Below are 18,869 nucleotides of genomic sequence, written 5' to 3' on the forward strand. Positions count from 1 at the left end.
AATTAGTAAGTAAGGTTAGTTTCAAAGGTTAGCGCACCCTATATTCTACCTTATTCTACATATTTTTTCTCGGGTTTCCCTTATTTTGTAATTATATAGCACTAATTAAACATAAAGGAGTGGGTTCAGAATGAATTTTTATATGACGTTCGGCACAACCGATTATTTAAAGGATTTAAAAACCAAACTAGGAAATGGTGAATCCTTGCAGATGTTTGGCGACGACAATGCTGTATTGATGCATGAAACACACGAACAGTCCAGCTTCAACTCAGGAAAAAATTATGAAGTCCTTGACTCGAATGGCAATTTGGCTAATGGAAAATTTGCCGTCCTCAATAATATTCCCGTTACAGATGAAGGCCGCCCAGTATTCGAATACCGCTTCAGCCAGCGTGCAGGTCTCATTGAAAAAGAGCCAGGCTTTTCAGCAATCCGTGTATTGCGCCCAACTGACTCGGATACCTATGTCATCTTAACATTGTGGGAAGATGTAAAATACTTCAAGCAATGGCAAGAATCTAAAGCTTATGATAAAGCGCACGAAAAACGCGGAACCTCAGAAGGAGTCGACCAGAAGCAACAGATTTTCCCGCGTCCTTCCTATGTAACCACCTATTACGCAGAAATGAAGGAAGAAGATTGATAAACCAAACGGCCCCGCTCTCCCAGTTGAGCGGGGCCGTTCATGTAGAATTAGAATGGGAGTTTCTTAAATAATCCGCTTGCAAGAATGCGAAGCTCTTGAAACGGAATCAACAGCGTAGGGACCAGGTTATTTTTTTTCACGTAGTACACCATGCCTGTTTGCATAAATCGCTGCCTGTGTCCGATCTGCCACCTGCAACTTGCTCAAAATATTGCTCACATGCGTTTTCACGGTCTTCACCCCAATAAAAAGCTCGTCACTTATTTCCTGATTGGTCAGACCATCTCCAAGACACATGAGTACTTCAAGCTCCCTCTCCGTCAAATCATCATGTGGAAGCTTAGACGGGGCACGGAACCGGTTCATCATTTTACTTGCAACTTTCGGCTCTATGACAGGCTCGTTTTGCGTAGCCTTCTCGATTGCCTTGATAATATCTTCGGCTCTTGCTGTTTTCAAGAGATAACTATATGCTCCAGCTTCAATGGCAGGAAATACTTGTTCATCATCAAAATAGCTCGTAATGATGATTATTTTACATTCCGGAAGAAATTTGACGATTTCACGCGTCGCTTCAATACCTGTTCCATTATCCATTAGAAGATCCATCAATATTACATCCGGCTTTTCCTTTCTTGCCAACTCTATCGCTGCCTGTCCGCTCGAACCTTCCCCAACAATCTCTATGGAAGGCTCTGTAATTAGATATGCCAACAAGCCTTTTCTTACCATATCATGGTCATCCACCACCGCGACTTTAATTCGATCCATTTAATTCTCCTCCCCTCTAATCGGAATATGGATTTCAATATGCGTCCCTTCCCCTTTTTTGGAGCGAATACTGAACTGTCCTCCTATTTCTTCACATCGTTCTCTCATGGTATGGAGTCCATAAGAGGCCTGTTTATATTGATTGATTTCAAAGCCTTTTCCATTATCACTAATAAATATGTATACATACTGGTTTCCTTTTTGATGCATGTCCAACTTGACAATTGTTGCATCTGCATGCCGGAGAATATTGGATATGGCTTCTTGGATGATTCGGAATAAATGGTCTTCGGTTGCATTGGAGAGTACATTTATCTCTTGTATATTTTTTTGGAAAGTGATAGGTGTACGTTCCTCCAGTTCTTCTAGCAGCTTATTGATTCCAACGCACAACGTATCATTTGTCAAAGATATCGGCCTTAGATGGAGAAGCAACGCTCTCATTTCCCCTTGAGCCTGTGCAGCAATGGAGGCAATATCCGTTAACTGTTTCTTGGCCTCTTCCGGGTAAGAATCAAACATTCTGATTGCCGCGGAAGACATGATGCTGAGTGCAAAAAGCTGCTGACTAACTGAATCGTGCAACTCCCGCGCCAGCCGCTGACGCTCTTCAATCGTGGCAGCATTGTGGGCTTTAATCGCGAGCTCGTTTTTTTCTTCGGCAAGCTTTTGCAAGGATTTCACTTGATTCTGTATTTTATTGGCCAGCTGGTTGATATCTTCCGTTAACCTCCCCAGCTCATCCGTCTGTTCAACAGCTATTCTTTCCGAAAACTTCCCTCTCCCAAGCGTGGCAATGAAGGTGGAGATATCCTCCACACGTTTTTTCATATAACCGCTTTGCTTATATCCAAAATAAAGGCTGGTTACTGCCATGAGGATAAAAGCGGCAACTGTCATCAACATACTCCATTGGACATTGATTAACAGGCCTTGAGGATAAAATAGCAATACACTTTGTAGGAAAATGAAGAAAAGAAAGGCTGAAACAACCGATACGACAATAAAGGAACGGATGTACCAAAATCGCAAGCTTTCAATTTTCTTCCCTTTATCAGACCCGATCAATTCGAACATCTCCTATTTTCATATCTAGCACGATGTTGAGTTTTCTGGTTGCTTCTCCATAGTTTGGAGATTCATAAAATAATTTGTTCCCCTTACCTTCAGACGTATTGCCAAGGATGTTTAATTGACCTATTTTCACCTTTGCTGCAACTTTGATTGGCAGGTCCTCTGGTATGAGCATTTTTAAATCAGCAACCACGCCTTTGATTTGGATGTTTGTTTCCTTATCCGGAATATAAGCCTTACTGAAGTCGAAATAGTAATCCCCCACCACGTTCCATACAGTCAATGGCTCCACTGCCCAGTTCTGTTTATTCATTTTCATATCACCGATGGTTATCACTTTCTTTGTACCGGCTGTTTTTGTTTCTTGATATTCCACCCTTTCCTCTGCCGGGTCGAATAGATCATCAAAATCAGTATCCCCTTTAGTGAACGAGACTCTTACGGGACGCTTGTTTACAAAAAGCCTTACACCTAAGTAAATGATCAATAACGGCCACAGTTTCCAGAACATATGAAATTCAAATACTAGGTATCCTGCCCTATCCAATAACAGTAAACCACCAAAGGCTATTAGAAATACACTTAGGAAGAGAGCGCGTGTATGATAAAAAATGGTGTCCACCAGGAGTTTAAAGCCATAAAGGACAATGAGGACGGGATAGTATGTGACAAAATACTCTTTTATTTCCAAGGAAATGACACCTATATTAACAAGCAACAGCATGATTCCTATAAAAACAAAGATTATGGCAATTACTTTTTGATTGAATGTCTTCATCTTATTTCCTGTAGCCTCCCTTCTTCTAATATTTGACACTGTTAGGGGTAATTCCTCCACTATACAGTTAGTTTACTAATTTCCAAGAAGGAAAGCCCCTATCCCCGGTCACTTTCTTTGTCCGTCTGGAGGCGGAAATCACTTGGTTAGTGAGAGAATTTATCGTTTTCCCCGGGGGACCTTGATCTCCTCACAAAGCTTCTGGGATCCCAAGATTTTCGCTTCTCCTCCGTAGGAGTCTCCATCACTTGCAACTTGCCTTATAAAAAAGCGATGAGCTTCAGCTACATCGCTTTTCTCTTCATCACTATAGTCTGTATTCCTTCGTACACCAATAACCCGAGGATCAAACAAATATATCCAGCAGCATATCCGGCAAAAACATCGGAAGGATAATGGTAGTTTAAAAAGATTCTACTTGTTCCAAGTAATAGGATAAACATCGTTCCAAAAATAGCGATCACAAGCTTTTTTTTGCTTCCCTCTGTATAGGCTAAGGCAAAATAAAGTAATAACCCGTAAAAGAAAAGTCCCACCATCGCGTGACCACTAGGGAAACTAAGGCTTTCCGCTCCTGGTCCCGTCATTGGCCTTTCGCGACCAGTATAATCTTTCAACCACTTATTGAGCTCATTGACAATAATGACACCTCCAACAATCACGCCCATTGCTGCATAATCCTTCTTTAACCACCATATAAGACCTATGGATAATAACATGATGATGATCACACCGGTTTTATCACCAAGCATCGTAAATAGCTGAAAAAAACTAACTAACAGATCGACGTCCAGACCATTTACCGCACTGCGTATTACTTCATCAAACCCTATCGTTTTTTGCAAAATAATTTGTTGGAATGACCAAATAAAAAACGCTCCACAAATAACAAACAATGTAAGCCTTCTCCATTTCTTTTTGCTTTTTTTACTGATCAATTCCTGCCCATATTCCGCATGCATACCAATCATCTCCTATTGTTCGATCATACCTTCTTTATTTTACTAAATTTATGAAAGTTATGACTATTCTTTTTTTACAGAGTCATATAGAATACTATATTAAATACAAATCTTTGAAATGGGGAGCGCTATATGTTAAATAAACTGAATCAACTGTTAGAAAATCGTTATGATGAAATGGTAGAGATTAGACGTTATTTACACCAATTCCCTGAGGTTTCTTTTAAAGAATTCCATACTGCAGCCTACATAGCAGACTTTTATAAAAAGTTGGGTATTGCCTACCAATCAAACGTCGGTGGCAATGGTGTGGTGGCTAAAATTGCGGGGGGACGCCCCGGTAAAACCGTTGCACTGCGAGCAGATTTTGATGCCCTACCTATTCAAGACGAAAAAGATGTTGAATATAAATCAAAAGTTCCCGGAGTCATGCACGCATGCGGACATGATGGCCACACAGCAACTTTACTGGTCCTTGCAAAATGCTTGAATGAATTGAAAGAAGATTTGGAAGGTAATGTCGTCTTTATCCACCAGCATGCGGAGGAATATGCACCAGGGGGAGCAATTGCGATGATCAATGATGGATGTCTTGAAGGGGTGGATGTTATCTTTGGTACGCACCTATGGGCAGGTGTGGACCTTGGAACCATTCAGTACCGAGTCGGACCGGTAATGGCTGCTGCCGACCGTTTTTCCATCAAGGTGCAAGGTTCGGGTGGACATGGTGCCCAACCGCATAAAACAAAAGATGCTGTTGTAACAGCTTCTCAACTTGTCCTAAACCTGCAACAAATTGTCAGCAGAAGAGTGAACCCAGTTGATCCATCGGTCATCTCAGTAGGAACTTTCAAAGCAGAGAATGCCTTCAACGTTATCGCCGACTCTGCTTACCTAGAAGGAACGGTTCGTACATTCAATGATGATGTGCGTGACCAGATCGAAGCAGAAATAGATATTGTTGCTTCCTCTACATGCGCGCTGAATGGTTCGACATATGAATACAAGTTTGACAGAGGGTACCCTGCTGTCGTCAATCACAAGGACGAAACAGACTTTGTTGTGAACGTTGCGTCCTCTGTAAATGAGGTGAAGGCTGTAGAGGAAACTGCTCCACATATGGGAGGAGAAGACTTTGCCTATTACCTGAGACATGTCAAAGGGACGTTCTTCTTTACCGGCGCTAAACCGGAGGGCGTGGAAGTCGCCTATCCACACCATCACCCTAAGTTTGATATCCATGAGAAGGCATTGTTGATTGCCGCTAAAACGTTGGGTGCGGCAACTGTTCTGTATCACCAGCATGAGCAGGAAAAGCTCGTTCCCTCCCATCAATCATAGTTGGACTTTAAACAAAGCACCAGCCTCCCAAAAAGGAGACTGGTGCTTTTTACATATCTATCCCTTTTTCATGGAACATCCTCAAACGGTAGCAGTTTTTTGCGGTTGTACCCAACTGGTCAAGAAAATTATAGTTTGCATATGCCCCAACAATTGCTCCCAGACCGGGGATCATTTGCAGCATTTTGATCAAATCGATATGGTCGCGATACTCCTGTTGAAACACTCTCCAATCAAGCTCTTTTGCCTCCTCTTTGTGCTCCTCCCAATTCTCTATATACCTCAGTACCTCTTTACGTCTGGCATCACTGGAGAAGGCCAATTGAAAAACATATAGCACGAATACTCTCTCTTCATAATTTTTTGTATCGTATCCATAGATGGCTGCCACTTCAAATAGAAATTTCATTTTGATGGAAAGAAGCAGTGGAAAATCCGCCAATCCGAGCAATATCCCCCCTGCTCCTGTTCCCGCACCTTCTACGGCCGCCGTACGTTTATACACGTTTATTTTTTCCTGAATCCATCTTTCTTTTTCTTCAAGGGTCATGACGGTATGCCCCTCATTCAATTTCGTTGTCATATTGCTTCCGACAAGCGTCCCTTGCACCATTTTCTTGATACTTTCCGTCATGACTACATGAACCTTATCCGGAAGCAAGGTATTTACCTTATTTTGCGCACCCTTGGAAAAACGCTGGAACATCGTAGATTTTTTGGCCACCTGCATTTTCCACTTTCTAACCTCTTCGATTATTTTCTGTTCGTACAATGGAAACACCCCTTGTATCATTTTGCCTTATATACGTGTAAATAGAGCATATGATTCAAAATAAGAAAAACACCCAAAAACATTTGAGTGTTCCAGACTGTTGACAAACTATAAATTAGTTAGGTTATCTGTTGTAAGAGTTGATCTTCGTTGCAGGAGCTTCGCTTTCCGCGGGCGGTCCGGAAGCCTCCTCGGGCTACGCCCTGCGGGGTCTTCCCTGTCCCTTCCTCCCGCAGGAGTCTCCGCTCCTTCCACTGCGATCAACTAGATATTTTTATCATTTTTGGACTTGGTCTACACACTGAAACACCCAAAAACATTTGAGTGTTCCTCCTCTATTTAAGTGATGCAATTTTTCGTTTGACAACCCCTTGTACATATAAGTAGGCAAAGACAATTCCCCCAACAAGGACAATCGCCATTTCCAGCCACGTTGCCACAAAAACCAACAGTGCTGTGAGGATTATCACTTGAGAGATGAGTATCAAGGTTATCATTTTGGTAAAAGCATGTACTCGATGTTCTTCCTTAACCGGATAGATGGAAAGCCACAGTTTGTTATAATGATGTCTCCACATTGGGATAAGCTGAAATCCGGTCAGATATAGAACAAGCACCGGTACCAGATAGGTTGCATAGCCCACAGGAAGCGTCAGAAGAAGGACACCACCAATAATCAGCAGGCGAAGATATAATCCGAAATAGTCACCTGAACGAAGGAAAGTTCGTAAGTACAGGTAGTGAAAAGATTTCTCTTTTGCGTACGGTGTGAAAGACAAGATAAAGTCGAGCCATCTTCTCCTTTTGACTTTTTCTTTCAAGCCCGGCACATCCACGAACAGGTTTGCCACCCGATAGAATAACTGCATTCTTTTCGTTTCATTTTCAATCAAGAGGTCCCATTTCCAATTCATCTTTTGCGAAGCCTTTTGGAAATATAAAAGGAGCATCACCATCACGCCAATAATTACTCCAATGAAGAGGAAGCTCGCTTCAGAAAAAACAAGATACAGTAAACCGAAATTTAGTGCAAGCCTGATCCACCAGTCCGTCAGCCTCACTTTTCTATCTGTATAGAAATTTACAAGCCATGTCATCCACAGGTTCCAGGCTTTCATCCCAAGCAATAATAGAAGAATGGCTAAAAGTGTTTGGAATGTAGCATTTGTCAATGTGAAGAATAATGGCACGGATACACCAAAAACCAATAAAAGAAAATAACTTTCTAACACGATGGAATAAAGAAATGATTTCTTTATATACGGCTTCAACTTTTCTTCCAATGGGAGCAAAAACACAAGGTCCGGGTCCTTTAAAAATGTATGTATGCTACCTCTGGTCATCAATAAGGCAAGTAACGCACCCATGAGCCATGCATATGGAAAATCAGGCGGGACAATCTCCAGCCAGTTCTGATAGGCTAGGGCGAGGCCGCTCAGTAGAAAAATCATCACGATGACGAGGTGATCGTTGAACATATATCTTAAATATCTGCGAGTATCCTTTACATATTGACTGAATCTGGACTTCCAGAGCTGATCGACATTAAACATTGCTCTCTTCCTTTGTCAGCTGGATATAAAGATCATCTAAGGAAGCCATCGGCATTTGGAACTGCTGTCTAAGTTCTTGAAGCGTTCCTTTTGCCCGTACTTCTCCCTCATGCAGGATGACGAAGGAATCGCAGTACTTCTCCGCAGTTGCGAGGATATGCGTCGACATGAGGATACCGGCTCCACTCTTTTTCGCTTTGTCCATGATTTCTAAAAGGGAATGGATAGCAAGTGGATCTAAGCCTACAAATGGCTCGTCCACAATGTATAACTTTGGTTCAATCAAAAAAGCTGCAAGAATCATCACCTTTTGCTTCATTCCCTTAGAGAAATGTGCCGGAAACCACTTTAGGCGTTTTTCCATACGAAATTCCTTCAATAATGGATGGAGGCGTTCTTCAAAAGTTTCCTTTGATAAGCCATATGCCATCGCCGTTAATTCAAGATGTTCATATAACGTCAGCTCATCATATAAAATTGGCGTTTCCGGAATAAAGGTGAAAGTCGAGCGATATTTAGTCGTATCTTCTTGAATGGAAATGCCATCAATTTTGATGGAGCCCTTCTTCGGCTCCATCGTCCCAATCACATGCTTGATCGTCGTACTCTTCCCGGCCCCATTAAGCCCAATCAATCCGACCAGCTCATTTCGCTTCACCTCAAACGAAATATCCTTCAACACCGCCTGATTCGTATACCCACCAGTCAACCCGCTAATCTCCAATAAACTCACATCAACCTACCCTTTCTGCCAACCATTTTATGTATAGAGTATAGGTACTACATGGAGGGCGAAATTCCTTCAAGGGTCTGACCCCCTTTCAAAATTTAATCCCCCTGTAACCTATATGAAATAAAACCTTATAATTAAATTTTACCATAACATAATTTAAACGAAAGTGCGCATGATATGTAAGGAAGGGGAATGAGGGGCTCTTATACAAGCCTTAGTTGACTTCTTTGTAGATGAGGTGACTGTCAAAGACAGTTTTGCTTTGATCTAGATAAAGTTACACATTTCTATTGTCGTTGCGGGACTTAACCGACTGCAACTACACGATCATCTGTAACGTAACTCCGATTGATGAAGAAATGAGGTGCTTACGGGCGACACTTTACTCTAAAGTCGTAACCTGTGATTGATTCATTCTGAAAATGAGGTGTTCGTTAAAGAGACTTTCAGTCGATAGCCGCGTTACTAAAGTTGTAAAACTCAGTAACAAGGGGATGGTTGTCTTGAACAGGAAAGCTGACCACTAGACACATTTTTAAAATCAAATGAGGTGTTCATCAAACACAGTTATTTGAAAGCTAAAATGTTGTTTGTAAGCTTCTCCTTATTCAGATAGAGAAGCTTGTTGCCTCTCTTCCCTTTCTTCGCAAGCAGGAGCTCCGGCTCTTGCTTGTTTCATTTGCATAGAACATTATTAGGCTCCATGTCCAAAACATGGTAAAATAGATAAAACTAATTACTGAGGTGATCCATGATGAGTGATTGTATTTTCTGTAAAATAATCGATGGTGATATTCCTGCCGCAAAGGTTTATGAAGACGAGCATGTGCTCGCTTTTCTTGACATCAGCCAGGTAACAAAAGGTCATACGCTAGTCATTCCTAAAGTACATAAAGAAAACATCTATGAACTAACACCAGAAATAGCAGAAAACCTTTTCAAAGTGGTACCGAAAATCGCCAATTCCATTAAAGAAAAGTTCGAACCAATCGGGTTGAACTTGTTGAATAACAATGGGGAAGCTGCCGGGCAGTCTGTTTTCCATTATCACCTTCATATCCTGCCACGCTACGGCAAGGGCGACGGTTTTGGAGCAGTGTGGAAATCAAATGAAAGTGACTATACTCCTCAAGATCTGCAAGAAATAGCTTCCCAAATTAAAGAAGGCGTAAAATAAGAAAGAAAATGACGCGGGAGCAACTCTCCCGCGTCATTTTACTTAAGAACACCCCATAGTTTGCTAACCACATCAAAATGATCTTTTCATCTCCCCCACTGAAACAATGGTTTCTACCTCTTTCCAGTCCGAGTGATCAAACGTGTGGGTGCATTCAGACTCCAAGTAATCCTCCACATAATCTCTATATCTTCTGTCCCACCTTAATAAGTGGATAAATTCTTCCCGCGTTCCTTTATGTTCCACAGCTACTTTCAACTCGTTTAACATATCACTTTGCCAAACGGAAGGAAGTGGGCTGTTCCCAGGAATATCCGCAAACCTGCGCATTTTCCCCTCCCATAACAGGGCTTGAGGCTTATAGTAGGCATAGACCCGCTCAAAAACTTCTCCGGTATCCAAATGCACTTTCTGGCCGGAGTGCTCCCTCAGTTCATAATCTATTTCGGTAGAGTTGATCAGTTCCAACTGCTTTTTATCAATGAACGTCAACCATACCTCTGCGACGGCACCTTTTACAGGGGCGATGACTGCAGGCAATGAACCATATGGAGCTAAAAATGGGGCATATACAATATCTGAATCCAGCACTTTCCCCTTCAGACAAAGCATAAAGTCATCTTCCTCCGGTCGCAGTCCAAATTTATATTGAAGCTGTGCCAGGCAGACATTCGATCCATAAGCAACTACTGGAACTTTAGATGACAGTCCATCTTCTAGTAAAACTTCTTCCACCTTTTTTACGTTAGCGCTTTGAAAAGCAAGACTGCCCAATACATGATCCATATTGGGAAAGTGGATCGAATGCTGCTCGACAGGGAGGCCTTGTTCCGCCTCCATTCGATGGGCTTTTCCCTTCCAATACAAAAATGAAGTGGCAGGTCTTGGGCCAGGATAAATATCCGGGTGATCATATGGACTTACATCAAAAGGCTTTTTTTCACGATACATGTTAAAACTCCTAACGTTTTTCTAAATCTTTCATGTATTCTAACACAATCCATGATAGGATATATATTAATATTTTCAGAATACTTTAGGGGGTTAATAGGATGAAGCGTGTCTATAACTTTAATGCAGGACCTGCTGCACTGCCAAAGGAAGTACTAAAGAGAGCTCAACAGGAGTTATTGGATTTTGATACTTCTGGCATGTCCGTGATGGAATTGAGTCATCGGAGCAAGGAGTACGAAAAGGTTCACAATAAAGCAACAACCCTATTAAAAGAACTAATGCATATCCCAGAAGACTACGAGGTTCTCTTCATGCAAGGTGGCGCGAGTCTCCAGTTTACTGCTATTCCCATGAATTTTCTTCCCACGGGAAAAAAGGGGAATTATAGTCTAACTGGCTCGTGGTCTGAAAAAGCCTTGAAGGAAGCTCAGAAACTCGGAGAGACACATATAGCCTCTTCCACAAAAGAAACCGGATATACGGATGTTCCAGCTCAATTAGAGCTATCTGAGAATCCGGCCTATCTACATATCACAAGCAATAATACCATTTTCGGTACCCAGTGGCGGAGTTTTCCTACCATATCAACGGATGTACCATTTATTGCAGATATGTCGAGTGATATTCTGAGCAGGACGATCAATGTGAGAGATTTCTCCCTCATTTATGCTGGTGCCCAGAAAAACCTCGGTCCTTCAGGTGTGACAGTGGTTGTAATCAAGAAGGAATTACTGGAGAGTTGTCCAGATAACATCCCGACCATGTTGAATTATCAGACCTTTGCCAAGAACAGGTCCCTTTATAACACCCCTCCCACTTTTTCCATCTATATGTTGTCTCTTGTATTGGAATGGGTGGCGGAACAGGGAGGTGTGGAGGAGATAGAAAAGAACAATCAAAAGAAGGCTGACCTTCTATATGGAGCTATTGATGATAGCAACGGTTTCTTTATCGGCCATGCGAAAAAAGAAGCAAGATCCCACATGAATGTAACCTTTAACCTCTCCACACAAGAACTTACAGCCTCCTTTCTGGCTGAGGTTAAAGAGCAGGGCTTTGTCGGACTTGGAGGACATCGTATGGTTGGTGGCTGTAGAGCGTCCATTTATAATGCCGTCCCACTAGAATCATGTGAGGCATTGGCAGAATTCATGTATGGTTTCCGAACCAAATATAGTTAATGGCAAGCATTACCCTTTTCAAAAGGGGGAATATTTACTATACTAGTACCTAATAATTCGCATTAGACAACGAGTGTACTAATGGGGTTATAAAAAGAAGACTAGATTAGTTGAGGAGAGATGAGAAATGAAAACGAAGACTTTAGTGTCACTGGCTTTACTGGTTGGAATCGGTGCTGTATTGCACACGGTTGTACCAGGTTTTATCCTTGGTATGAAGCCTGATTTGGCTTTAACGATGATGTTTCTCGGAATTATGCTATTTCCAGAAAAGAAGAATGTATTACTTATTGGAATGGTGACCGGAATGATTTCCGCACTTACCACCACTTTTCCGGGAGGGCAAATTCCAAATATCATTGACAAACCGATTACCGCATTCCTGTTTTTCTTCCTGCTTCTTGCAGTGAAAAAGGTCAACAAACCACTAGTTAAAGCAGGACTTCTAACTGCAATCGGCACCCTCATTTCAGGAGCGATATTCTTATTATCCGCCCTGACACTTGTAGGTCTGCCAGGCGAAGGAACGTTTGTATTTTTCATGGTGACAGCTGTACTTCCTGCTGTTGCAATGAATGTAGTAGTCATGATTATTCTCTATCCAATAGTAACAGGCATTGCAAGACGCTCCAACTTAGTTCCAGCAACATAATAAAAAGAGGGAAACTCCATTTTAGGAGTTTCCCTCTTTTTGGTATTCCTATCATCTATTTCCTTTAAGCAATCCAGGTTGCAAGTACCGCCAACAAGAGGATGAACCCTCCCGCACCACTGATGGCAAGGGCTTTTTGTTGCAATACTCGTCTAGGTGGGTATGCCCCTGCTCTTTGCGCTGCAAGATAGTAGTTTCCCCCTCCAAAAAGAAGCAAAATGCTTATGGTGAATAATCCGAATGTTATGCCTGCCAATTTTGTCCGCCCCCTTTTCTTTCATAAGTATGCGGAGCAGTCTGCTCTTATGAAACAAGTTATCCTTCCTAGCCATTAAGTCCCATCATATACATTTATAATTTGGGTTTCATTGGCATCCTTTAAATGAGCTTTGGGAATAATAGAAGTATATGACCTTGCATGGTTCCAATTTATTGCCCCTTGTCGAAACAAACTCCATAAAAAAGTACGAAAAAAGAGGATTTTTTTTAGAAATGTTGAATTATATAATAATCTTAGGGTATTGAACTATACTTACATAATTTTTAATTCGAGGTGATTACTATGAATGGGAAATCATTCATCTATGGCGTTTTATTAGGAGGAGCTATTGCCGGCATTTCCACTTTACTGACAACCCCCGTTTCTGGTGCTGTCAGAAGAGAACAAGTTAAGGATGCCGCACGCAATGTCCAAGCAACACTGGATGAATTGAAAAACGAAGCAATTCAGGTTAAGGATCAAGTAGCACAAGCGCTTGAGGAGGGCAAAGCAACGGTAGGAACCATTGCCGAAGAAATTCAAGTATCTGTTGATCTATGGCAAAATTCCATTAAAGCACATCAGGATTCCATTCAACAGAACATTGCAAATGTAGAAAAAGAATTGGAAAATCTTGAAAAAGAAATAGCAAAAAACTCAACAAAATAAAAAAATTTTAATTTTTTGTAAATTTTGACCTTTATTAATTTTTATTTTATTGTCATAATAGATAGTAATATATTAGAAAAAAGTAGGTGAGTTTGTGAATACACAGAATGGACAATATTCATTAAAAGAAGCCATGCTATTCAGCCAGCGTGTTGCACAGCTTAGCAAAGCTCTTTGGAAAACAATAGAAAAGGATTGGCAGCAATGGATCAAGCCTTATGACTTAAATATTAATGAGCACCACATTCTATGGATTGCCTATCATCTGAAAGGAGCAAGTATTTCAGAGATTGCCAAGTTTGGAGTCATGCATGTCTCTACTGCATTTAACTTCTCCAAGAAATTAGAGGAAAGAGAATTGCTTCGCTTCTCCAAGAAAGAGAACGATAAACGCAATACGTATATCGAGCTTACTGAAAAAGGAGAGCAAATTCTTCTGGATTTGATGGAAAGCTATGATCCTAGCAAAAATTCGGTATTCAGTGGTGCATTGCCTATGCATGATTTATACGGAAAGTTTCCGGAACTGTTGGATATCATGTGTGTAATACGTAATGTGTACGGGGAGGATTTCATGCAGATTTTTGAAAGGTCCTTCAACAACATTGAAGAGGACTTTGTAGAGGTTGATGGAAAGCTTTCAAAAAAAGAAGAAACACTTATAGAGAAAAATGAAAGCGTTACTTCTTCTTGATCAGCTTGTGAAATTCATCCATTAGTGAAGTGTAAAGCCCTTGCGATCTTAATGCATAAATGGTCTCTTCCCATGGTAAACCGGATGGCAAGGCTTGCCTGAATTGTATAAGAAGCGGAGTAAAAGTCACAAAACCTTCCGCTTTTTGTTTTTCCATCTCCTTGCTCAATTTTTCACATGTATGATATATAAATTCTACTTCCCTCCTGCTAAGCCTTACACGGATAATGAAAGCATCCCATGGGAAACGTTTATGATCCAATTGTTTCAGCAATAACTCCATGTAGTATTCTAATGTTGCAAGTCTTTCTTCCAATTTACTCATTCCTCGCTAAATCCAATTCTTTTTCGCATTGAGCTATGGTAGTCAGCCACCTGCTTTTTTATATTTTACATCAAATCAATCCACTTACCAATATTTAGATGACTAAGTTGAAAAATAAATTACATTCACCTATTGATTTTTTCATTTAAAAAGCTTACATTAATTTAGTAATTTTGATTACGACTAGCAATTACGGTAGGTGATTCAACTATGAACTGTTGGAAATCCATTGATATTTCAAGACAATATGGACTCCATCGCATTACACTTGTATCGTTTATCATCACTTTACTTTCGTTTATTGTGTTATTTTTATCTTTTAGCCTTATGTATCATGACAGTACTGTTTCTTCAGCCAATTTTGGATGGTTCATCCTCGGGCTTGCAGGAATGTTCACCATGCACAAGTTATGTCATGTACTTCCGCTAATTGCGACCAGAAACCAAGTAAAACTCAGATGGAAACTAAAGTGCTATATGCCTTATATGAAAATAAAAACTAAAAAACCTTTTACAAAAATTCAATCCTACGCTGTTCTAATGGCTCCATTTGCCATTATTACGACTGCGTGCATCTTACTTGCCCACATCTTTCCAAGCTACTATCATTATTTCTCCATGCTTGCGGCAGTAAATATCGGGTTAAGTATTCCAGACTTTCTTTATATCAAACTGATACAACGGGCACCAAACAAATGCCAGATTGAAGAACTGGAAAACGGGTATGATATTCTAATAGTTAACGAGAATGAAATAGCGTCCTAGATCACACATAATCATGGATGTTATTTCATTTTTTGTAAAGGTTGTTTTCGCATACACCATGCTGTCATGCTCTTTTCCTACTATATATCTTGCCTTTTTTAGAGTTTCTATTTTGTAAAAAGCCCCATTGCTGACTTTTTACTAGTGAACAGCCACAACACTTGAGAAAAGAGCTTTTGTAAAAATTTTGGAGTGTCAAGGTATCTTTTTTTTTCAAACTTTGATAAGGTAGAAGGCATAAGTATAAATTTCGTATAATAGTTTAAAAGCAAGCAAGCCACAAAGGAGGGATTTTATGGCTATCGCATTCTTATTCGTTTTGGTGGCTATATTCATACTCTTCTACATAAACAAATTAACGAATGCTTTATGCGTTCAGAAAGAAATCCCGGAGGATCGTCAGCCGAAAGTTTTCCGAACCATAAATGTTCTAATTACCATTCTATTAATTTCTTCTTATGTAGATATTTTGCTTAGTTCCCAACGATAAAACGAACAAAAAACACCTTCCATCTAAGATGGAAGGTGTTTTTCTTTAGAAACGGGTTATTCCCGTCTCCAAGGGTTTAGCTTAGTATAACCAAGCTGCACCTACGATTACTAACAGAATGAATAATACTACGATTAACGCAAATCCGCCGGAATGTCCACCTGACATTTTAGTTCCTCCTTTTTAAAGAAAATGTATTTAGTACAACCAAGCTGCACCTACGATTACCAACAAGATAAACAATACTACGATTAACGCGAAGCCACCAGCATACGCATTACCCATCTCAGTAACACCTCCTTCGTGAGTTGTTACGATATCTTATGCAACAATTTCTTAGGAGGCATAGGCGTTTATCCTGCCTCTAAGGTTTTTTACATGAAATCCTGGGACAACAAGTGTGTGTTGGTTTATTTCATGATTCCATTTATAGTATGTAAATGTATTAGATTTGGAATGGACGTTAACCCATTTTTTTATAAAAAGCTCTTTTCTTAAGGCTCTTTTCTCAAAGATTGTTGCTATTATCTAATAGAAAAGATCTGCTTAGGGGCGGTGACGGCCTTTTCAATGGTTATAATTCACCTCCTAGTGCTATTACTCTCATAATGACTTGACGGTAAAACCACCTCTTAAGTATTTTCACACCCTGATGAACGGCTTACTAACTTTCAACCTGCTATAGATCCGTTCTGGTTGAATTTATAAGCCAACTTTCAATTTTATAAGCCACCTTAGGCAATACAAATGCCATTCGACACAAACTTATATAAAAATCACTTAACGGTTGGCAATTATACTTTATGCAGCAAGGTATAAAACGATATTCACTTACTTGCGAAAACAGCCTTAAAAAAAGTACAGGGGGAGGTTGGAGGAATGGAAAACTATTTCATTAAAATAGGAGATTATGCTATAGTATGGAATGAAAAGCTTTACTACATATGGGAGTTGACTACATGAAAAAATGGATAATAGCTGCTAGTACAACAGCCGCACTTTTCGCACTATCTGCATGCAACAATGACTCAGACGATTCTAACGTAATTGCTGAAACCTCAGCTGGGAACATTACACAGGCAGAGTTTTATGATGCGATGAAAGAACGTTTCGGAGAAGAAGTTCTACGTGAGCTTGTCTTTGAAAAGGTACTTAATAAAAACTACGATGTGTCGGATGAGGAAGTACAGGAACGATTAGAAGAACTAAAGATGCAACTAGGGCCAGAATATGATGCAGCAATGGAACAAAGCGGATTTAAAAATGAAGATCAGTTAATAAAAACCTTGCGCCTTTCCATGCTACAAGAAAAAGCTGCTATGGAGAATGTGGAGGTCTCTGAGGAAGAAATTCAACAACACTATGATGAAATGAAACATGAGCTACGAGCAAGCCACATACTTGTAGAAGATGAAGAAACCGCCACGGAAGTAAAGAAAAAGCTGGATGAAGGTGCAGACTTTGCTGAACTTGCAACTGAATATTCTACTGACACCGGATCTGCGCAAAATGGTGGAGACCTTGAATGGTTTGGTTCGGGAGACATGTTAACGGAATTTGAAGAGGCTGCCTACAGCCTTGAAATCAATGAGGTCAGCGAGCCGGTTGAAAGCATGTATGGTTTTCATATCATCAAAGTAACGGATAAAAAAGAGAAACCACCATTAGAGGAAATCAAAGAAGAAGTGGAACAGGAAATCCTTCAAAACAAATTGAGGCAAGAGGATCCTGGCGCGGTGCTTGAAAAAGAGATTGAGGCTGCTAACGTTAAAATAAAAGATTCCTCCCTTAAAAACACTTTCGAACAAGAAAAAGAACAAGAGCTAGAATAGTATAGTAAAAAGGAAGCGGCAACCCCCGCTTCCTTTTTACTATTATACATTCACAACCTGCTGCTTTTTCTCTCTTTCTTCTTGAATCCTATCCATATAGACTTGTCCTTCTTTTTCAATGATGGCAGTCTCCACTTCTTTCTCTTCTTTAGCAGACCTTAACGTCATATAGGCACTGAAACATATCCCGATTACAACCAATAGCATCCACCACGGCATAAAAAAGCCCCCCCTCTTTCATATGTGCTACTAATTTATACATATGATAGAGGATGGGAGGCTAGTACTTATTTGTGAAAACTAGGTTTATAGAAGTTTCGGTTATCCATAGCAAAGATTCTTTCTGTATATTCTCCAGGCTTTACCCGCTCCAATGCGCGGTCTAACATATTCATTTTTGCATCTATATTATCGATATAGTGGAGGATCTCCGCCTCCTTAATCAATGGAAGTTTTGGACTTCCCCATTCCAGTTTACCATGGTGGCTGAGTACAAGATGTTGAAGCACCATCACTTCTTCTCCTTCAATGCCAAGCTCATCCGCTGCTTTACCGATTTCATTCACCATGATGGAGATGTGCCCAATCAGGTTCCCCTCAATGGTGTAGCTAGTGGAAACAGGTCCGGATAGTTCCGTTACTTTCCCTAAATCGTGTAGGATAACTCCTGCATAGAGGAGGTCCCTGTCCAAGGAAGGATATAGTCCAGCTATCGCTTTGGCCAGGTCCAACATGGAAACTACATGATAGGCCAAACCAGAGACAAACTCATGATGGTTTTTGGTTGCAGCCGGATATTGCAGGAAATCATGCTGATGTTTTTTCAATAGATGTCTTGTTATTCTTTGGATATTGGGATTTTTCATTTCAAATATGGCCTGTGTGATCGTATCCATCATCTGCTCCTGGCTTAAAGGGGCTGTTTCAATGAGATCGGAGACACTGACGTTTTCATGGTCTTCTTTAGGCTTTATTTTACGAATCTTTAATTGATTACGCCCCCGGTAATGATGAATGTCCCCAAGAACCCTCACGATACTTTGGGGAGTATATAATCCTTCATCATCTGCAGAAGCGTCCCAAAGCTTCGCTTCTATCTCGCCGCTCTTATCTTGGAATATCAATGTCAAAAAAGGTTTTCCATTGCTGGCAATCCCTTTTGTCGCTGTTTTAATAAGTAGATGGACATCCACTTGTTCTCCCACTTCAAAGTGGAGAATTCCCTTCTTCATCATCTC

The 18,869-nt window shown here is 40.6% G+C and carries 24 protein-coding genes; 10 read left to right on the top strand and 14 right to left on the bottom strand.

Annotated elements, in window-relative coordinates; all coding sequences use genetic code 11:
• The first annotated feature begins 130 nt into the window (after positions 1 to 130).
• Positions 131 to 646 carry an antibiotic biosynthesis monooxygenase family protein gene (locus EKQ44_RS12410; protein ID WP_237663882.1) on the top strand — a complete coding sequence of 172 codons (516 nt, stop codon included), beginning with the start codon at positions 131 to 133 and terminating at the stop codon, positions 644 to 646.
• 129 nt (positions 647 to 775) lie between these two features.
• Here EKQ44_RS12410 and EKQ44_RS12415 read toward each other — a convergent pair whose 3' ends face one another.
• The 4 genes from EKQ44_RS12415 to EKQ44_RS12430 form a co-directional block, all read right to left on the bottom strand.
• Entirely contained in the window at positions 776 to 1,420 is a 645-nt protein-coding gene (locus tag EKQ44_RS12415) for a response regulator transcription factor (RefSeq protein ID WP_237663883.1), read from the bottom strand.
• Positions 1,421 to 2,488: a sensor histidine kinase gene (locus EKQ44_RS12420; RefSeq protein WP_237663884.1), complete on the bottom strand. Its 1,068-nt coding sequence runs from the start codon at positions 2,486 to 2,488 to the stop codon at positions 1,421 to 1,423.
• Positions 2,475 to 3,272, bottom strand: a complete 798-nt coding sequence (liaF, locus tag EKQ44_RS12425) for a cell wall-active antibiotics response protein LiaF (RefSeq protein ID WP_237663885.1) — start codon at positions 3,270 to 3,272, stop codon at positions 2,475 to 2,477. Before liaF ends, EKQ44_RS12420 begins: the two co-directional genes overlap by 14 nt.
• Positions 3,273 to 3,556: 284 nt before the next feature.
• Complete coding sequence (locus tag EKQ44_RS12430; RefSeq protein WP_237663886.1) at positions 3,557 to 4,234, bottom strand: phosphatase PAP2 family protein; 678 nt, start codon at positions 4,232 to 4,234, stop codon at positions 3,557 to 3,559.
• A gap of 132 nt (positions 4,235 to 4,366) precedes the next feature.
• Here EKQ44_RS12430 and EKQ44_RS12435 point away from each other — a divergent pair, with 132 nt between their 5' ends.
• Positions 4,367 to 5,575 (top strand): M20 family metallopeptidase, encoded by a 1,209-nt coding sequence (locus EKQ44_RS12435; RefSeq protein ID WP_237663887.1) that lies wholly within the window; start codon positions 4,367 to 4,369, stop codon positions 5,573 to 5,575.
• Between the two features lie 49 nt (positions 5,576 to 5,624).
• Here the strand turns inward: EKQ44_RS12435 and EKQ44_RS12440 are convergent, their stop codons facing one another.
• From EKQ44_RS12440 to EKQ44_RS12450, 3 genes are all read right to left on the bottom strand, one after another.
• Positions 5,625 to 6,347: an EcsC family protein gene (locus EKQ44_RS12440; protein ID WP_269151660.1), complete on the bottom strand. Its 723-nt coding sequence runs from the start codon at positions 6,345 to 6,347 to the stop codon at positions 5,625 to 5,627.
• A 335-nt stretch (positions 6,348 to 6,682) separates the two neighbouring features.
• Entirely contained in the window at positions 6,683 to 7,900 is a 1,218-nt protein-coding gene (locus EKQ44_RS12445) for an ABC transporter permease (protein ID WP_237663888.1), read from the bottom strand.
• Positions 7,893 to 8,633: an ABC transporter ATP-binding protein gene (locus tag EKQ44_RS12450; RefSeq protein ID WP_237663889.1), complete on the bottom strand. Its 741-nt coding sequence runs from the start codon at positions 8,631 to 8,633 to the stop codon at positions 7,893 to 7,895. Before EKQ44_RS12450 ends, EKQ44_RS12445 begins: the two co-directional genes overlap by 8 nt.
• 754 nt (positions 8,634 to 9,387) lie before the next feature.
• Between EKQ44_RS12450 and EKQ44_RS12455 the strand changes: the two genes are divergently transcribed.
• Positions 9,388 to 9,810: an HIT family protein gene (locus EKQ44_RS12455; RefSeq protein ID WP_237664081.1), complete on the top strand. Its 423-nt coding sequence runs from the start codon at positions 9,388 to 9,390 to the stop codon at positions 9,808 to 9,810.
• Positions 9,811 to 9,882: 72 nt separating this feature from the next.
• Here the strand turns inward: EKQ44_RS12455 and EKQ44_RS12460 are convergent, their stop codons facing one another.
• Positions 9,883 to 10,761: a hypothetical protein gene (locus EKQ44_RS12460; protein ID WP_237663890.1), complete on the bottom strand. Its 879-nt coding sequence runs from the start codon at positions 10,759 to 10,761 to the stop codon at positions 9,883 to 9,885.
• 101 nt (positions 10,762 to 10,862) lie between these two features.
• On the opposite strand from EKQ44_RS12460, the gene serC reads away from it, so the two are divergent.
• Both serC and EKQ44_RS12470 read left to right on the top strand, forming a co-directional pair.
• Positions 10,863 to 11,945, top strand: coding sequence for a 3-phosphoserine/phosphohydroxythreonine transaminase (gene serC, locus EKQ44_RS12465; protein ID WP_237663891.1), 1,083 nt, complete (start codon positions 10,863 to 10,865; stop codon positions 11,943 to 11,945).
• A 127-nt stretch (positions 11,946 to 12,072) separates the two neighbouring features.
• Positions 12,073 to 12,597: a tryptophan transporter gene (locus tag EKQ44_RS12470; RefSeq protein WP_237663892.1), complete on the top strand. Its 525-nt coding sequence runs from the start codon at positions 12,073 to 12,075 to the stop codon at positions 12,595 to 12,597.
• Between the two features lie 64 nt (positions 12,598 to 12,661).
• Here EKQ44_RS12470 and EKQ44_RS12475 read toward each other — a convergent pair whose 3' ends face one another.
• Positions 12,662 to 12,853: a hypothetical protein gene (locus EKQ44_RS12475; RefSeq protein ID WP_237663893.1), complete on the bottom strand. Its 192-nt coding sequence runs from the start codon at positions 12,851 to 12,853 to the stop codon at positions 12,662 to 12,664.
• Between the two features lie 306 nt (positions 12,854 to 13,159).
• Here EKQ44_RS12475 and EKQ44_RS12480 point away from each other — a divergent pair, with 306 nt between their 5' ends.
• Together EKQ44_RS12480 and EKQ44_RS12485 are read left to right on the top strand one after the other, a co-directional pair.
• Positions 13,160 to 13,525 carry a YtxH domain-containing protein gene (locus EKQ44_RS12480; protein ID WP_237663894.1) on the top strand — a complete coding sequence of 122 codons (366 nt, stop codon included), beginning with the start codon at positions 13,160 to 13,162 and terminating at the stop codon, positions 13,523 to 13,525.
• A gap of 94 nt (positions 13,526 to 13,619) precedes the next feature.
• Positions 13,620 to 14,219, top strand: coding sequence for an HTH-type transcriptional regulator Hpr (locus EKQ44_RS12485; protein WP_331254661.1), 600 nt, complete (start codon positions 13,620 to 13,622; stop codon positions 14,217 to 14,219).
• On the opposite strand, the gene EKQ44_RS12490 is transcribed toward EKQ44_RS12485, so the two are convergent.
• A complete protein-coding gene (locus tag EKQ44_RS12490; protein WP_237663895.1) occupies positions 14,206 to 14,544 on the bottom strand; it encodes a DUF1878 family protein in 339 nt (112 codons plus the stop codon). The genes EKQ44_RS12485 and EKQ44_RS12490 overlap by 14 nt on opposite strands.
• 210 nt (positions 14,545 to 14,754) lie before the next feature.
• Here EKQ44_RS12490 and EKQ44_RS12495 point away from each other — a divergent pair, with 210 nt between their 5' ends.
• Both EKQ44_RS12495 and EKQ44_RS12500 read left to right on the top strand, forming a co-directional pair.
• Positions 14,755 to 15,309 carry a DUF3267 domain-containing protein gene (locus EKQ44_RS12495; RefSeq protein WP_237663896.1) on the top strand — a complete coding sequence of 185 codons (555 nt, stop codon included), beginning with the start codon at positions 14,755 to 14,757 and terminating at the stop codon, positions 15,307 to 15,309.
• 295 nt (positions 15,310 to 15,604) lie between these two features.
• Positions 15,605 to 15,799, top strand: coding sequence for a hypothetical protein (locus EKQ44_RS12500; protein WP_063561704.1), 195 nt, complete (start codon positions 15,605 to 15,607; stop codon positions 15,797 to 15,799).
• 81 nt (positions 15,800 to 15,880) lie between these two features.
• On the opposite strand, the gene EKQ44_RS12505 is transcribed toward EKQ44_RS12500, so the two are convergent.
• Complete coding sequence (locus EKQ44_RS12505; RefSeq protein WP_082153634.1) at positions 15,881 to 15,967, bottom strand: YjcZ family sporulation protein; 87 nt, start codon at positions 15,965 to 15,967, stop codon at positions 15,881 to 15,883.
• 30 nt (positions 15,968 to 15,997) lie between these two features.
• Positions 15,998 to 16,084, bottom strand: coding sequence for a YjcZ family sporulation protein (locus EKQ44_RS12510; protein ID WP_063561705.1), 87 nt, complete (start codon positions 16,082 to 16,084; stop codon positions 15,998 to 16,000).
• 674 nt (positions 16,085 to 16,758) lie between these two features.
• On the opposite strand from EKQ44_RS12510, the gene EKQ44_RS12515 reads away from it, so the two are divergent.
• Complete coding sequence (locus tag EKQ44_RS12515; protein ID WP_237663897.1) at positions 16,759 to 17,631, top strand: peptidylprolyl isomerase; 873 nt, start codon at positions 16,759 to 16,761, stop codon at positions 17,629 to 17,631.
• Positions 17,632 to 17,673: 42 nt separating this feature from the next.
• On the opposite strand, the gene EKQ44_RS12520 is transcribed toward EKQ44_RS12515, so the two are convergent.
• Complete coding sequence (locus EKQ44_RS12520; RefSeq protein WP_237663898.1) at positions 17,674 to 17,850, bottom strand: sporulation YhaL family protein; 177 nt, start codon at positions 17,848 to 17,850, stop codon at positions 17,674 to 17,676.
• Between the two features lie 68 nt (positions 17,851 to 17,918).
• On the bottom strand, positions 17,919 to 18,863 hold the full coding sequence (yhaM, locus tag EKQ44_RS12525; protein ID WP_237664083.1) for a 3'-5' exoribonuclease YhaM: 945 nt from the start codon (positions 18,861 to 18,863) through the stop codon (positions 17,919 to 17,921).
• Between the last annotated feature and the right edge of the window lie 6 nt (positions 18,864 to 18,869).

This window comes from Sutcliffiella horikoshii, from assembly GCF_021991925.1.
In the GTDB taxonomy this organism is placed as follows: Bacteria; Bacillota; Bacilli; order Bacillales; family Bacillaceae_I; genus Sutcliffiella_A; species Sutcliffiella_A horikoshii_F.